The sequence below is a fragment of the Spirosoma endophyticum genome (assembly GCF_900112365.1).
GTDB classification, from domain to species: domain Bacteria; phylum Bacteroidota; class Bacteroidia; order Cytophagales; family Spirosomataceae; genus Spirosoma; species Spirosoma endophyticum.
Window position 1 is genome coordinate 91,746 of sequence record NZ_FOLQ01000018.1, and the last position, 16,035, is coordinate 107,780.

Here is a 16,035-nt window from a genome sequence, read left to right on the forward strand (position 1 = left end):
CTGCGTCATCCGGCATTACCAGCGAAAACGTCTATCTTTGTAGTCGATTAATTGCTTATGAACGCCACGTTTGCCAACGACTTATTTCGTCAGAGTATTCAGGATTATCACCTGACCGATCACGTCGACACGTCCATTAAAAATCCATTTTCGCCCAGCGACATTGCCTTTCTACTGTACCAGAAAAACTGGACCGATACGGTTCAGTGGCATCTGGAAGATATCATCCGCAGCCCAACCATTCGTCCCGATGAGCTGGTTGCGATTAAGCGCCGGATTGACCAATCGAATCAGGACCGGACTGATACGGTAGAGCAGATAGATGCCTGGTTCTCGGCGCAATTCCAGGGAATTACGCCTAAGCCAGCGGCCCGGATGAATTCCGAAACGCCCGCCTGGCTCCTCGACCGGATGTCGATTTTGCAACTTAAGCTCTACCATTTTCGCGAGCAGGTTGACCGGCCTTCGGTTTCGGACGAACACCGCCAGAAAGCAGTACAAAAACTCGAGGTGCTGGTTGAACAGGAAAGCGATCTGGCCCGCTGCTTTGATGAACTGCTGGAAGATATCCGCAACGGCGACCGATACATGAAGGTGTACCGGCAAATGAAAATGTATAACGATCCCACGCTCAACCCGGTGCTTTACAGCAGTCAGGAATAGTCAAGTATGAAGCAACTGCTTCTTCTCCGATTTTCGGCCATGGGCGATGTGGCCCTGCTGACGCCTGTAGTTCAGGCATTCACGATACGTTATCCTGACCGGAGCATTACGCTGGTGACGCGGCAGAAATTCGCCGTTTTTTTCGAACAATTCCCTAACGTCCGCATCATTGGTGCTGATTTCGAGGGACAACACAAGGGATTTGGCGGCTTGCTACGTCTGTTTGGCGAACTTCGGCAGTTAGGCCCATTTGAGGTAGTTCTTGATGCCCATCAGAATCTTCGGTCGGGCGTTCTAAAAAGCTTATTTCGGTTAGTTGGCGTACCGTCGGTAACGATTGACAAAGGCAGATCGGATAAAAAAGAGCTGACCCGAAAGGAGCATAAAATTCGGCGCCAGTTGCCGCATTCTGTTGAGCGCTACGCCCGGGTATTTGACGAAGCAGGATTTATACTCCAGCCCGATCATCCGTTTCAATTTCCACCGTTTACGTCTGCCGAAGACGAGCTTACTACGTTTCTGAGCCGACAATCAATTCCCGCCGATACGCCCTGGCTCGGCATTGCTCCGTTTGCGCAACATCTGCAGAAAATGTGGCCGTTCGATCGGTTTGCTCCACTGCTTGAGCAACTGTATGCCCAGCAACCCCTTACGATTTTCCTCTTCGGCGGTGGCCCATCGGAAATTGATCAGCTTGAGACACTACGTCAACAATTTCCGCAGGCAATACGTGTAGCCGGGCAGCTTTCGATGGCGGCTGAACTGGCTCTGATACGCCGACTAAGCGGTATGCTGTGTATGGATTCGGGGAATATGCACCTGGCCGCCTTGAGCGATGTACCGGTGCTTTCCATCTGGGGAGCCACTCACCCCGACGCAGGCTTCGGTCCGTGGGGGCAAGGTGAGGAGGCTATCCTACAAATTCCCACCGACGTATTAACCTGCCGCCCCTGTTCGGTATTCGGAAATAAACCCTGCTGGCGGGGTGATCTGGCCTGCCTGAATGACATTTCGGTGGAAGCAGTTGCCAGGCGTGTTCAACGGATGCTTACCACACGCGACTAGCGACTACGTTAATGAACGTGTTCACGATGAAGGCCAGCCCAAACGACAGAGCCACCGAAAATTCAGGAAGTAAAAAGGCTTGCAAAAACAGAAACGTAGTGAACCCCAGCAACCCAATAACCAGCCCACGTAGCGTTGTGATGGCGGCATTACTTCCCTGAAGGGTATGCGAAAAAATGGCCAGCACGGACGTCATAATAGGAAAGGGCGTTAAAATACCACTCCAGTTTGGCCCAAGCACGCTGGCTAATCCAGTGATGACCAGCACAAATACAGTCGCAACCGTCATCCGAATGGGAATGTCGAACGGTAAGCGTCGGGTGCCAGTTACTTGCCCGGTCGGTTTAGGAAAAAACCGCAGCGCCAGTAAGACACTAACTATTACAAGCGGATAACTCACCAACAAATCCAGCTGTAAATAATTGAAGAGCAGGGCGGTGATGGTGTAAATCACATACGCCAGCAGGAGAGTAGGCAACCAGGATAGTTTTCGCGAAAAGGCCGAGTAGCTAAGGCAAAAACTGATCAACGCCAGAATGCCCGTCATCACCCCCTGAATCGAATGGATACCGAATTCCTTGCCCTGTTCAAGAATGAAAAACAGGAGAATAGGCCCGGCTGTCCACGGCATACTGCCAATCAATCCTCCTATTTTATTTCCCCACTTCCGAATCGCCAGTGTCACTAACGCAATAACGGCCGGTATGATAGTTACTTTAATAAGAAGAAGATTCATTCGTGTGCGTACAATTGGCGCGCAAGTTAGGCGATTGCTTTATGAGTTAATAAATGACCGGATGCATTTCTGTACGATTTGACCGCTTTCAAACTAGATTTTTACCGTAAAAGAGTTAGGGATCAATTGTTACTGTTTGTGCTTTTTGCCCGTACCCAGCCATAACAAACTGTCAACAATTAATCGATTCTGTGTATCACTTTCAAAGGTAAATGACAGTTCTTTATCCGTTTTATTTTCGTAGTCTATATCGTTGTGGCCCATATTCAAATAGATCATTTTATACTTTTTATTGGTCCAGACTACTGGGTAATAACCACTGTGCCAGATCTCATGTAATTTTGGTCCAGTACCCAACGGAAAGCTTGTCGAATCAATTGACACCAGTATGTCTATATTGGGATTCGTACGTAAATCGTTCTGACATATGTACCATTCATTCGGTGTCGATTTAAACGTAGCAGGCAGACGCTTCATAGCGGGATGCTTTCGATCTTCCACCCGCAAAATAGCCGATGTAGGCCGCCAGGTATTACTTACGTACGAACCCGATCCTAAAAATTCTTTGTGATACCAGTCCCAATTTTGCGGATAAGCAGAAGGCGTCAACGCAAAAGCCGCAAAATGACAGCCCATCCAGGCGCCACCCGTCTCCATATAGTTCTGGAAGGCAGCCCGTTGTTCAGGTGTTTCGGGACGCGTATCCAAAAAAATTACGACGGCATAGTGAGATAGAAATTCGGCGTTAAGATTAGTCCAGTTTGAGGTCGAATCGTACGTAAAATTATTCGCAGCCGCTACCTTCGGAAACCATCGATTTGCCTCATGCACATAACTAATATGTGCCTTATCATTTTTAGCTGTGTAAAAAGCAATGACATTGAATTTGGAATTACTTTTTTGTGCCTGAGCAGTAGCAACGAAATAAAGGAGAAAGGCAAAGAGCGGGATTATTTTTTTAGCGGATTGGATCATAATTTCCGTAGGCTACAACCTGAATGCTACGTATAAAAAATACTAAAGCAACGGTTTTTCCACGTAGCGTTGTTTCAACTACTCAAGGTTCTTTTTCTTCGTTCGCAGCTCTTTTACTTCAAAATCAAACGGAAGATTGTTCATGCACTTGAAATGCTTCATGGGGCAATTACCCAAACCTGTAGCCGAACAGGGTCGACAGCCTAAGCCAGACGCTTCGAGCCGGACATGGGGCGTTTTGTAGGGATAAAACCCAAATTGGGGCGTCGTGCTGCCCCAGATGGAGTAGACTTTCTTGCCCAGGGCCGCGGCTATGTGCATAAGGCCCGTATCATGGCTGAATACCACCCGTGCCCGTTGCAGCAATGACGCCGACTGATTGAGGTTATAGTGGCCGCAGGCATTGTAAATCTGCCGCTCTCCCAACGCCTTCACAATTTCCTCGCCCGCTGTTCGGTCAGTTTTATCGCCCAGCAACACAACCGGGTAATTGATTTTACGACAAAGCTCAATCATGCGTTTGACCGGCAACCGTCGGGTCAGGCGCTGACCACCAATGACATAGGCCACAAAGTCGTGCTGGTGCGTAATGGGAAGCCAGTCGGTTTCAATTTCATCTTTGTACGGAATGACGTAATCCAGTCCCCTACCATCGTTTTCAACGCCTAATGGTTGAACGGTTGCCATCATACGCTCCACGATGTGCTGATCAGGCAACGCATTTATTTTCCAACGGACATAAAGCCACTCACGAAACGATTGTGTTTCAACACTGAAGGATCGAACCGCCAGCGATGCTTTAATCAGCCCTGTAAAAAAATTATTCTGGAGGTCGATGATGTAGTCAAACCGGACAGCACGGAGTTGGCGAATTAGCGTATATACATTCCCATCCAGATAGTGTTGTTCCCTGATATATGGATTATACGCGATCAAGGACGCATAGTCCCGTTTCGTACAGAAATGTAACTCAGCATTGGGAAGTTGCTTCTTCAGGCAACGCACAACAGGCGTTGTCAGTACAACATCGCCAATGGACGCAAATTGTAGAACCAATATCCTGATCGACCGAGTCATGCCCCTATCTTTTTTACAAAGCTATTTTATTTATAGTAAGCCGCCAAACCAATCAGTTAGTCCACCAACGCGGTTTATTAGGCGTTCGATAAAGACTATTCTCGCACACAACACAGCTGGGATTAGTAGGATAAGGCACGACTACCGGTAAATCTACCGTAGGTTCACCCTGCCCATCACTACGATCTACCAACAGGTAACTTGCCGACAGGCCCGTAGCGCCAAAATAGCCATATACTAACTCATTATCTTTGTTAATACAACGCAAATTACCCTTCACAGTCGATGGTGCAGCATCAAATAGCCCTCCCGTAGTTGAGGTTAATTGCTGAATACTTTTCCAGAACTGGTAAGCCCCCTTACTGAGGGCCTGTTGCTCAATTTCGATGTAATAACGGCTTTTGGAGGTGAAGGGCACCTGGGTTATCAGTTGACGACTAATGGCTTTACCATTGATATTCAGGTCGGAATTGATGTTGATACAGGTGTAACATCGACTGATGTCCCAGCATTCTGAACAACACAGAATACCCGTGTACATATTCTGACCAAGAACAAAGGTTTTCCGGCAAACATCAGTAAAGGCATAATGGGTCCAGCTCCATTTGTAGTAATTACCCAGGGTGTCCGGGTCTTTTGAATCTAGAAAAACAGTCCAGCTTTGCTTGCCTGCTGCAATGCCCGAAGGCGGTGTATAGTTTGATTCATAATATAATTTTTGAATGGCAGGTGCAGCCGATAAAACCTCCTGACTCGACTCGTAACTCGTTCCTGTTTTCGTTTGAATCGTCAGTTTATAACTACGGCCTGCTATCCCACGTATACCGGCAACACTGGTCTGATACGTACCGCCCGGCGGCTGTTCTTTCAGGATTTCTTTATTTCCCAAATTGTCCGAAATAGTCACCGTAGCGCCCGTTTCGAGTAGATTCAAGCTTTTGTAGGAGTAGTCGGCAGTACGGGTTAATTTAACCGTATAAGGTCCCGGCTGATCGGTAATCTGACCTTCCACTACCAGCGAGCTTACATTGCTGATAGTATCTGGCTGGTAGGGCGTTATGCAGGAAACAGCACTAACCAGGATCACCAGTATATTGATCCATAGCCCATTATTTATCCTGATAGCCTCCGTAGTTTTTCTCACGATTTGTTAAAATTGCCACCAGCGGGGTTTATTTGGTGTTCGGTATTGGTTATTCGCACAAACGGCACAGGCGGCCATTGGATTCACGACGACCGGGTCAGCTGAAGAAACGGGTGGTCCGACGGCTTCGCTTCGGTCAAGTAGCAGGTATCCAATCGATTCGCCGGCAGCCCCGAAATACCCGTATACTTTTAAGCTGGGATCTGATGTTGCGTGTATATTTCCTCCAATACTTCCTGGGGCAGCATCGAACAGCCCACCCGTATTTTGCACTTGTTGCTTGGCCGTCTTGAAGAACTCATAAATACCTTTACTAAGCGATTGTTGCGTTACTTCGACGTAGTAGCGGGTACTGGCCTCATAGAATACCTCCTGAATAAACTGACGACTAATCGAATTACCATTCACATTCGCATCCGATAGAATATTGATGCAGTTCGAGTAGCAACGAGTAATATCCCAACAGTTTGAACAACACGGAATACCCATAGGTGAACTTTGACCCACTGATGATACTTTTTGACAGATTTCAACAAACTCGTAATGTGTCCATTCCCAGCGATAATAATCACCGGTTGTTGCGGGATCTTTCATATCAATGTATACATTCCAGGTATTGGCTTTCCCATTGTTGATCGACCCAGGAACATACTTATACTCATAGTAGATTCGATCAATAGGTGGCGCGGCTTTTAGCAACTCTGGATCGGATTCGTAAGTAGCCCCACCTTTCGTTTTAATCGTCATTTTGTAGGTTCGGCCCGCCACGCCCCTGATTCCCGTGGGGCTGGACTGATAATTCCCGCCGGGCGACTGCTCCGTCAAAGTTTCCTGATTGCCAAGGTTGTCCGAGATGGTTACTATAGCGCCCGTTTCCAGCAGATTCAGACTTTTGTACGAAAAATCGGCGGTGCGGGTCAGTTTAACGGTATAAGGCCCCGGCTGATCCGTAATCATCCCCTCAACAATCAACGATGGCGGAATACTGACCGTGTCAGGATTATAGGGTGTTATGCACGAAACGACCAGCAGTAGGCAGAGCAGCACTTGAGCATAGACAAATACCGAAGGTCTCATCAGAATTTAAAATTATAGGTCAGCGATGGGAACGCGGTGCCGAAGATGGACAGCTTGTAGGCATCTGAGGAGGAAGCTGAACTTAGCTTGTAAAAGATTGAGTACGCATTTTTATGGGCGTAGACGTTATAAACCGAGAAAACCCAACTGCTCTGGTTCCGTTTTTTCTTGAGCGGATTTTGCTCAAACGTCATGGAAAAATCGAGCCGATGGTAATCGGGAACACGCTGCTGGTTGCGGTCAATATAAATAGGCACCAGTACGCCCGCCACACTGGCAATGGCCGACGGCTGGGTGGTTGGCCGACCGGTGCTATAAGTAAAATTGAATGACATACTAAACCAGGTCGTTGGCCGATAGGTAGCCAGAACGTTCAGTGTGTGGGGTTTATCGTAGTTAGCCGCATACGCCAGCCCATTATTCACCCGTTCGTTGGCATAGGGGCTATTCATCGTCAGAAACGTGCGGGCGTACGTATAACTCATGAAACCCGTCCAGCGGCCTTTGTTTTTACGTAGCAACCCCTCAAATCCGTAGGCCTGTCCAGTTCCCTGTACAATCTGAGTTTCAACCGCCTGCGCCAGTTGTAGTTCGGCCCCATCGCGGTAGTCGATGGCATTGGTGATGGTTTTATAGTAAACCTCCCCCGACGCTTCGATGGCATTATCGGCCGTATTACGGAAGTAGCCCAATGACCACTGATCGGCAATCGTTGGCTTCGTATATATGTCGCTCAGATGCCAGCGCGAAGTTGGCAGAGCCGCCGTTGTATTTGTTACCTGCTGAATATACTGGCGCAATCGGCTATATCCCGCCTTAATGGCCCGCCCCTCGCCCACCGACCAGCGAATGGCCAGGCGTGGTTCTAGCCCACCCGCCGTGTGATAGATTTTACCGGCTCCATATGTTTGCGTCGAAGTGACGGTTTCGTCTTGAGGAAAGCCGTTTTCCTGATACGTTCGTACGGTTGCCGGTCCCCGATTTAGTAGTGTCGAGTAACGTAGTCCGGCAATAACTGCTACGTCTGCATTCAACTTCCATTCGTCCTGAACGTAGGCAGCCAGTTCGTAGGCCCGTTCGCGGTCAAGGTCTACAGGCAGCACATTTGAGTTCGGGCCGGGAATTCTGGTATTGGGTTGAACCAGGTAGTCAATGGCACTAATGCCCGCCTGCCACTGGTGCGTTTCGTTGGGCGTGTACGTCAGATCCGACTTAATTTGCCGGTGCCAGACACCAGACTTCAAATCAAATGCATTAGACGAATCAGACGACGACAGGTCAGCCTTATAGTGACTCAAAATAACCGCCGTGGCCAGGTTCACCTGCTTGCTCATAAAGTAATTCCAGTGCAGCGAACCGTTTGTCGTCTGGTAGTTGAACTTCGTCGACGACGCGTTTATTTCCTGCCCCGACAGGGAATCCGATGCGAGTTTAAACACATCGGTACTTACGTAGCCCGTTAATGTAATCGTGTTACGTTCGTTTGGTTGATACTTAAGTTTGGTCGTCAGGTCATAGAAGTTCGCTGTCGTACCACGCAGATTCGGAGGTGCCAGCTTGAACAGAAAATCATTGAACGAACCGCGCGCTGCGGCCAGAAACGACAACTTCTTTTTAATAATTGGTCCCTCGACACCCAGTCGGCTCGAAATAATGCCAATACCTCCGTTGATACCCCATTTGTCGGCATCCGGCTCCTTAATTTTCACGTCCAGTACCGACGAGGCTCGGCCCCCGAAAGCAGCCGCGACACCACCCCGATTCAGCGTTACGTCGCGCACGACGTCGGGGTTAAAGACGGAGAAAAAACCCATCAAATGGCTCGAATTAAACACGGGTGCATCATCGAACAAAATCAGGTTCTGATCGGCGCTACCACCCCGAACATTAAAACCGGGTGCGCCCTCGCCCACTGTTGTCACGCCCGGCAGTAGCAACAGGCTCCGAACAATATCCACTTCCCCCATCAGAGGTGGAATGCGTCGAATGCTACGTATGGTCAACTGCGATACACCAATTTCGATCTTGCGCACGTTACGGTCGGGCGTCTCACTCGTGACCACGACCTCTTCCAGATCTTTGGCATCATCTTCCATTGTAATCTCACGGAAGAGTGTTTTTTCGAGGGAAATCGTATCCTGACGGGGTCGGTAACCAATGTGGGAGAACCGGAGAATGTAATTACCGGGCGGCAATTGCACAATGTAAAACCCATCTTTAGCCGTTACGTACCCTTTCGATACGTCCAGCACAACAATATTGGCTCCCTGAATGGGTTTACCCGTCTTAGCATCCCGTACGTAACCTGTCGCCGAAAATGTACGTTTAGGTTCGATTGGGGTTGATTTTTGAGCTATTCCTTCGTTGAGCAGAAAAAACGAAACTACCAGTAAACATATAAAGCGCATAGAACCGGGTTTAGGAAGCGCAGACTTGGCAAATAAGCACGTATCAATGGATTACTATCAATGGTATAAAGGGATAAGTCGGCTGATTTACCCTATTGCCATCGATCATTAACCGACAATTAATCCTCTTATTTATCCTATTTACGTATTTGCTCCCGGCGCTGCTGCAAATACTCGCTCATCTCTTCCAACGTCAGCGTATTAAACGTCATCGCTTTTGTTAAACCGCCTTTGCGGCCAATGGCGACACCATAGTGCATATCCAGTAAACCGGCGAAATCGTGGGCGTCGGGGTTGATGCTCAACATGACACCCTGCTGTATGGCATACTCAATCCAATGCCAGTCAATATCAAGCCGATAGGGACTGGCGTTGATTTCAATAATAACGTTGTGTTCGGCACAGGCGTCGATGATAGCCCGGTGATCAATTGGGTAGCCTTCGCGAGCGAGCAATAATCGGCCCGTTGGATGACCCAGAATGGTGGTGTATGGATTTTCAATAGCCCGCAGCAACCGCGTCGTTGCCTTTTCGAACGACATAGTCAGGGTTTGGTGAACCGATGCCACTACGTAGTCGAAGGTGGCCAGCGTCTCATCATCGTAATCTAATGAACCATCGCCCAGAATATCAGACTCGATCCCTTTAAAAATCCGGAAGTCAGCACCAAAACCGGCGTTAAGTCGATCAATTTCAATCTGTTGCTGGCGCACACGTTCGGCATCCAGTCCACCGGCATAGGAAGCCGTTTTTGAGTGATCGGCGATGCCAAAATACGTTAAGCCCAGTTTGCGGCAGTAAGCCGCCATATCGGCAACCGACTGTTTACCATCCGACCACGTACTGTGATTGTGGAGCGTACCGCGCAGATCGTCCCAGGTAACGAGTTCGTCGTTCCGGTGATTTCTGGCCCAGCGAAAGGCAAACTCATCTTCCCGCATTTCAGGAACGATATATGGCAGACCAGCGCGTTCGTAAATAGCGTTTTCCACTTGGTCAACCGACTGATTTTCTGCTACGTATGAACCGGTATAGGCCGACTGCAATAACGACGTGCCACCGGGTCCCGCTTGTTTTAAATGAGCGTCGGCAGCCGTATTGATGAACAATTGGCGATTGATCTGCTCGGCCGGATATAAAAGTATCTCGACCAATACGTCGAAACCGGCCAGTTTCCCCCGCCATGCAAACGGTGACGACTCCAACTCGTTCTGCTCCAGATTCGGTAGTTGACCGAGCGTCAGCATGGCCGAAACGGGATTGTTGGTTTGCACCAGCACTTGAACAGTATCCACCTCCTGCGCTTTGCGCCGAACCTGTCCGCTTATTTCAACGCGCTCGAAATGCTTGGTCAATTCGTCCCGCAACAGATTAGCGATCATCGCGGCTTTATCCATGCGAACTTTTCCCTGCTGTTCCTGCAAAAACTCAAGGGCAGCCAGAATTTTCTCCTGTGTGCTGGCCCCAAATCCTTTGATTTTCGCAATCTCGCCGTTTTCGCCCGCCACTTGCAGGTCATGGAGATTGTCGATGCCTAGCTCCCGCCAGAGTGTACGTACTTTCTTGACACCCAGCCCTTTGATACGAAACATATCCAGCACACCAGGTGGTGTTTCGGCCAATAGTTCGTCCAGGTCGGTCAGGCGACCCGTTTCAGCAATTTCACGAATCTTCTGCGCAACAGACTTGCCAACACCCTGTAATTTAACCAGTTCTTCAACGGGCAAATTAGATAGGTCGGCCGTTGATTTATCTAAATTAAACGCGGCTGTCTGGAAAGACCGCGTCTTGAACGTATCGCGGTCGTGGAGTTCCATTAACCGGCCGGTCAGTTCAAGCAGGTCAACGATTTCGGAATTAGTCATACAAAAAAGGCAATTTACTCCGCAAGTTAGGCAATCGGTCAGATTTTAGAGAACTGCGCCACAAGGTCCCCATACCTTTACTTCGTCAGCAAATAAAACGGCCTGATTATCAATTAAAACCAATCTCAATCTCATGGAATCGACCACAACAACTCCCGAACGTGACCCCTACTTATGGAAACAGGCCAAAGCCCGCGTCGGCTTTCGAATGCATCTCCAAACGTATCTGCTTGTTAATGCAGGGCTCTGGCTCATCTGGGCACTGACCAGCTTTGCTTTTCAGTCATCGGGTCACCACGGTTTTATCTTCCCCTGGCCGTTTTTCCCTATGATCGGCTGGGGCATTGGACTAGCGTCACATTATTTCGCCGTGTACCGAAATCGCGAACACAACCTGATTGAAGAAGAATATCGGAAGCTAGTCAATCAGCAAGGGTAAGAATGTAGCTAAAAACAAACCAACACCCGTGAACAGGTCAAAAGCAATCATAATTGGCGGTGGAATTTCCGGCCCGGCAATGGCTTTATTTCTAAAAAAGATAGGCATTGAAGCCACTATTTATGAAGCACAAACCCGGCACAGAGATGATACCGGCGCTTTTTTAGGTATTTCACCAAACGGGTTGAATGTGCTTAACGAGTTCATAACTCTTGAGACGATTTTATCAGACTACACACCCGGAAAAATGACCTTCTTCAATGCAAAAAATAAACAAATTGGTGAAATTGACAATGCCAGCTAAACCGAATTGTATGGAGCCGAAACTGTTCAATTAAAAAGAGGCTTGCTCAATAAAGCGCTCCGTAACGTAGCCATTGAGGAGGGGATAAAGATAGAGCTGGGCAAAAAGCTAATGGCTATTACACAAACCGAACAATCGGCAACGGCTATTTTCGATGATGCAACAACAGCAACGGCCGATTTCATAATCGGCTGTGACGGCATTCATTCGGCAACACGAAAAGCGATATTTCCCAATGCGCCCAATATAGCGTATACCGGTTTGCTGTCAACGGGCGGTTTCACGAAATTGGATAACGTAGCGGATTTATATGGTTCGATCCGTATGACCTTCGGGGAGAAATCATTTTTTGCGTATGCCGTTTCTAACTTGGGCGAAATCTGGTGGTTCAATAACATTTCGCACGCAAAAGAACCAGCGAGAAATGAGTTGAACACTATCGACATGAGTCAACTCAAAAATACGCTGCTAGAGCTGCACAAGAACGATCCAAAACCCATTGCAGACATTATAAAATCGGCCGATGCCATTGAGCTTTATCCAATTTATGACATTCCCTTTTTGGCGAATTGGCACAAAGGGCGCGTTTGTCTGATAGGTGACGCTGCTCATGCCACAGCCCCTCACATTGGTCAGGGTGCGTCATTGGCCCTGGAAGACACCATCGTTTTGGCACAATGTATTAGAGACCTCGCCACGGTGGAAACAGCCTTTGAGAAGTTTCAATCGGTACGACAAGCCAGAGTGCAAAAAATAGTTCGGGAAGCGAGAAAAGTGGGGGACAGCAAAACTGTCCCCAGTAAATTTCAACAATTTTTCAGGGATTTACTTTTGCCGTTTTTAGTAAAATACGAAGCAAAAAAAATGGATTGGGTATATTCTTATAAAGTCAACTAGGCCAACAAAATAGAGTGAACGTTAAGGAGTCATTCATAAAATATGCAAACGTTCACTACTCTCAATTGCCTACACCGCCACAGGCGCTTTAATAGCCGGATATGGATTGTAATTTTCGAGGGTAAAATCTTCGTATGTAAAGTCAAAAACCGACGCTACGTCTGGATTCAGACGCATGGTTGGCAATGGACGTGGCTCACGGGAAAGTTGCGTCTCAACCTGCTCTAAGTGATTCAGATACAGATGTGTATCACCACCAGTCCAGATAAATTCGTGAGCGATGTAGCCGGATTCCTGCGCAATCATCATCGTCAATAATGCATAGCTGGCAATGTTGAAGGGAACGCCCAGAAATACGTCGGCGCTACGTTGGTAAAGCTGGCAGGAGAGCTTGCCATCCGCTACATAGAACTGCATCAACAAATGGCAGGGAGGCAGCGCCATACTAGGAACATCGGCGGGATTCCAGGCCGAAATAATCATCCGGCGCGAATCAGGTGAGTTTTTAAGTTGCTTCAATACGTCCTGCAACTGGTCGATAAGCTGTCCATTGGGCGCGGCCCAACTGCGCCATTGTTTGCCATACACCGGACCCAGATCACCATTCTCATCTGCCCATTCATCCCAAATCGACACACCGTTGTCTTTCAGGTATTTAATGTTCGTGTCACCCTTCACAAACCAAAGCAGTTCATGAATAATGGACTTCGTATGTACTTTTTTGGTGGTCAGCAGCGGAAAGCCTTCCTGTAGATTGAAGCGCATCTGGTAGCCAAAAACGCTGATGGTGCCCGTGCCCGTACGGTCAGTTTTGCGCGTGCCATCTTTGAGAATATGGCGAAGCAGATCATGGTATTGTTGCATTGAACAAAAGTCGGAAGTCAAACGTAGTAAGCCAAACGCTGACGTAAAAAATAAACCCCGATTCCATTGTGGAATCGGGGTTAAATAAGTCACTATTACAGAGCAAATACCTTTCTCGGTGTTCTCTGCTTTTATCTCTTCTTTACTCGGTGTTTACCTACTCATTAATCTCAAACGAATACGTAATATCAGCCGACGGGCGGAATTGAGCCGTTGCCGAGCAGTATTTGTCCATAGAAAGGTCAATGGCGCGCTTCACTTTGTCGGCGTTTAGCTGACCTTTAAGCAGATAGGTAATATGAATTTTTTTGAAGGGCGCGGGTATGGCGTCCTTTTCGCGCAGGCCATCCACTTTGAGCCGGAAGTCTTCGATCACCTGCTTTTGTTTTTGCAGAATCAGAATCACGTCGATAGCCGAGCAACCTGCCAATCCCATCAGCAACATTTCCATGGGTCTCGCTCCAGCGTTATGGCCGCCAATATCGACTGCGCCATCTATGTGTTGCGCGACGCCCGACTTACCGAGGGCTTCGAAGTGGAACGCATCGTCTACACGTACTAACTCGACCTGCATTGTATTAAATTCCTGAACTATGGCAACCGGTTGTGAATCAAGCATTGTCTTTTTTGCGTTTATCAGGTAAAGTGTTTATTTTCACCAGCTCAAAGTAAGTTAAATCATGTCCGAAAAATTCACCGACGACCTCTTCGACCTCAAAAACGACCGGCGGTTAAGCGTGTACTTGTACCGGGCGGGTTTCGGCTGCTGGCTGCTTTACATCGTGTCGGGCGCACGATTTATGCAGTCGGTAAGTATGTATCGAACAGATTTTGGCGTATTCTCGTTCTTCCTGATGGTCATGGGTTTGTCAGCCTCCATGATTTATGACTACTACCATCACCCAATTGAGTTTGCACAAAAAAGAAAATGGCTGGCCTTTAGCTACTTAGCGCTAGCAGCATTGGTCTATTTCTTCATTTTGCACAACGAACCGATCACACTGGGTCATATTTTTGGACGGGGTTCATTCTGAGTCGAAGGATTTCCAAACCGCCTGTATTCACTGGTTGCACTCAATTTTTCATCTTACCCATAGGCAACGTAATCTGCGTAAGATAAATCGTTAAATAGTTGGTGTTATCCGGGCTGTCAGGAAAGTGATTGACCGTACAAATTTGCCAATGAACAGCCTCATTCACGGGCTTTTTTTTACGATAACTTACTTCGATAAAATGGCCTTCGAAATAATACAATTCAAGTTTGAAAGCTGGTTGGGTGACTTCTGCCAAAAACGCGGCTGAGGTAAAAGCAAGGTTAATTAACTTCCTTCTGGTCAATTTATTTAAATTATATTCTGTCATGTTGAAAACGAATGGTGGTCGTTCCCCTTTGACGCACTCTCGAATAAAAAGCCACGAGAAAGCTAGAATTTTTTGATATTTCTTATCAACTTTTAATGAATCAGGTTCATGGAAAGGGTGATTTTCTCTACGCCCAATTGGACCTGAACTGTAAACGGCCAATAATTGCCTTCCGAAAAGAAGCAAGCCGTAGAGCTGTTGCCTAAACGTTTACAAATTTCGAATGTATTTCTGTCCACCTAAATACCTCATTTGCTTCGCGATTTGACGCGTCCGACGCTGTACATAATTCGACGGATTACTGATCGAGAACAGGCGTGGGTTGGGCAATACGGCGGCCATGCGGGCCGCTTCATTTCGGGAAAGTGATTCGGCTGAGTGCCCGTAATAGCGTTGTGAAGCTGCTTCAACCCCAAAGGTCATTGGACCGGTTTCCGCTACGTTCAGGTACACTTCCAGAATGCGTTTCTTGCCCCACACTAATTCAATTAACGCGGTAAAATATACTTCCAGGCCCTTACGAATGTAGCTGCGACCGTTCCATAGGAATACGTTTTTAGCTACTTGCTGCGAAATAGTACTGGCGCCACGTGGTAGTTTTCGGGTCTCGTTTTCCTTCATGGCATCCTTGATCTCGTCGAAGTCAAAGCCCCAGTGCGTCGGGAAATCCTGATCTTCGGAAGCTACTACGGCTAACGCGACCTCTTTACTGATGGTATCATATGAGCGCCATTTCTTGTACACATGACTGCTTTCGTCCGTACCAAACGTATCTACCCAGCGCGAAACGATTAAAGGAGTTACCCAAACCGGTACGTATTTCAGCACAATGACCGCACCAATGGAACTCAAAAATAGCCACAGCACCACCTTGAGCGTAACCCTGTAGATCCGCTCCACCAATGGCCGATCACGCATGTACTGACGCACCCACCCCCATCGGGATGACGACTTCACCCGACTGCTCACGGTCTTTGGTAGCGCCTTAGTAGACCCAAGGGTCGCTTTGGGACGCGGCTGCGGGGGGCCATTTCGGAAGGTATTAGCTGGACGCTTGGTACTCATGCGGCTACAATCTGTTCCGCGAAAATAATAGTAAAGTGGGTGGAAACCCGCACTTCAGCTCATGATTAAGGCTAATATTATCGAAATATTGTTG

Annotated in this window: 17 protein-coding genes; 6 read left to right on the forward strand and 11 right to left on the reverse strand. The window is 47.9% G+C overall.

All coding sequences use genetic code 11. The features are described from left to right. The first annotated feature begins 57 nt into the window (after window positions 1–57). The gene (locus BM202_RS28280; protein WP_093832551.1) at window positions 58–663 is read left to right on the forward strand and encodes a DUF4254 domain-containing protein; all 606 of its coding nucleotides are present in this window, start codon (window positions 58–60) and stop codon (window positions 661–663) included. 6 nt (window positions 664–669) lie between these two features. Next, window positions 670–1,728, forward strand: coding sequence for a glycosyltransferase family 9 protein (locus BM202_RS28285; protein WP_093832553.1), 1,059 nt, complete (start codon window positions 670–672; stop codon window positions 1,726–1,728). Here the strand turns inward: BM202_RS28285 and BM202_RS28290 are convergent. The 7 genes from BM202_RS28290 to BM202_RS28320 form a co-directional block, all read right to left on the reverse strand. Further along, complete coding sequence (locus tag BM202_RS28290) at window positions 1,712–2,464, reverse strand: hypothetical protein (RefSeq protein WP_093832555.1); 753 nt, start codon at window positions 2,462–2,464, stop codon at window positions 1,712–1,714. The genes BM202_RS28285 and BM202_RS28290 overlap by 17 nt on opposite strands. A gap of 129 nt (window positions 2,465–2,593) precedes the next feature. Next, a complete protein-coding gene (locus BM202_RS28295) occupies window positions 2,594–3,439 on the reverse strand; it encodes a ThuA domain-containing protein (RefSeq protein WP_093832557.1) in 846 nt (281 codons plus the stop codon). A gap of 78 nt (window positions 3,440–3,517) precedes the next feature. After that, complete coding sequence (locus BM202_RS28300; RefSeq protein ID WP_093832559.1) at window positions 3,518–4,516, reverse strand: glycosyltransferase family 9 protein; 999 nt, start codon at window positions 4,514–4,516, stop codon at window positions 3,518–3,520. A gap of 52 nt (window positions 4,517–4,568) precedes the next feature. Continuing rightward, window positions 4,569–5,660, reverse strand: coding sequence for a DUF4249 domain-containing protein (locus BM202_RS28305; protein WP_245776816.1), 1,092 nt, complete (start codon window positions 5,658–5,660; stop codon window positions 4,569–4,571). Window positions 5,661–5,666: 6 nt separating this feature from the next. After that, window positions 5,667–6,737, reverse strand: coding sequence for a DUF4249 domain-containing protein (locus tag BM202_RS28310; RefSeq protein WP_093832561.1), 1,071 nt, complete (start codon window positions 6,735–6,737; stop codon window positions 5,667–5,669). Continuing rightward, window positions 6,737–9,145: a TonB-dependent receptor gene (locus BM202_RS28315; protein ID WP_093832563.1), complete on the reverse strand. Its 2,409-nt coding sequence runs from the start codon at window positions 9,143–9,145 to the stop codon at window positions 6,737–6,739. The genes BM202_RS28310 and BM202_RS28315 overlap by 1 nt, the downstream gene beginning before the upstream one ends. Window positions 9,146–9,282: 137 nt before the next feature. Next, window positions 9,283–11,010, reverse strand: a complete 1,728-nt coding sequence (locus tag BM202_RS28320; RefSeq protein WP_093832565.1) for a helix-hairpin-helix domain-containing protein — start codon at window positions 11,008–11,010, stop codon at window positions 9,283–9,285. Window positions 11,011–11,143: 133 nt separating this feature from the next. Between BM202_RS28320 and BM202_RS28325 the strand changes: the two genes are divergently transcribed. Genes BM202_RS28325 through BM202_RS28335 form a run of 3 tightly spaced genes read left to right on the forward strand, consistent with a single transcriptional unit; the run spans window position 11,144 to window position 12,650 of the window. Beyond that, window positions 11,144–11,449, forward strand: a complete 306-nt coding sequence (locus BM202_RS28325) for a 2TM domain-containing protein (RefSeq protein WP_093832567.1) — start codon at window positions 11,144–11,146, stop codon at window positions 11,447–11,449. 28 nt (window positions 11,450–11,477) lie between these two features. Further along, window positions 11,478–11,753, forward strand: a complete 276-nt coding sequence (locus BM202_RS28330) for a hypothetical protein (RefSeq protein WP_093832569.1) — start codon at window positions 11,478–11,480, stop codon at window positions 11,751–11,753. Window positions 11,754–11,759: 6 nt separating this feature from the next. Further along, entirely contained in the window at window positions 11,760–12,650 is an 891-nt protein-coding gene (locus tag BM202_RS28335) for an FAD-dependent monooxygenase (RefSeq protein WP_093832571.1), read from the forward strand. Window positions 12,651–12,719: 69 nt separating this feature from the next. Here the strand turns inward: BM202_RS28335 and BM202_RS28340 are convergent, their stop codons facing one another. Then, complete coding sequence (locus tag BM202_RS28340; protein WP_093832573.1) at window positions 12,720–13,514, reverse strand: thymidylate synthase; 795 nt, start codon at window positions 13,512–13,514, stop codon at window positions 12,720–12,722. A gap of 157 nt (window positions 13,515–13,671) precedes the next feature. Beyond that, the gene (locus BM202_RS28345) at window positions 13,672–14,133 is read right to left on the reverse strand and encodes an OsmC family protein (RefSeq protein WP_093832575.1); all 462 of its coding nucleotides are present in this window, start codon (window positions 14,131–14,133) and stop codon (window positions 13,672–13,674) included. 61 nt (window positions 14,134–14,194) lie between these two features. Here BM202_RS28345 and BM202_RS28350 point away from each other — a divergent pair, with 61 nt between their 5' ends. Beyond that, complete coding sequence (locus BM202_RS28350) at window positions 14,195–14,548, forward strand: hypothetical protein (protein WP_093832577.1); 354 nt, start codon at window positions 14,195–14,197, stop codon at window positions 14,546–14,548. A gap of 40 nt (window positions 14,549–14,588) precedes the next feature. On the opposite strand, the gene BM202_RS36795 is transcribed toward BM202_RS28350, so the two are convergent. Beyond that, window positions 14,589–15,062, reverse strand: coding sequence for a hypothetical protein (locus tag BM202_RS36795; RefSeq protein ID WP_143100773.1), 474 nt, complete (start codon window positions 15,060–15,062; stop codon window positions 14,589–14,591). Window positions 15,063–15,086: 24 nt separating this feature from the next. Then, window positions 15,087–15,941 (reverse strand): monofunctional biosynthetic peptidoglycan transglycosylase, encoded by an 855-nt coding sequence (gene mtgA, locus BM202_RS28360; RefSeq protein ID WP_177236707.1) that lies wholly within the window; start codon window positions 15,939–15,941, stop codon window positions 15,087–15,089. Window positions 15,942–16,035: the final 94 nt, after the last annotated feature.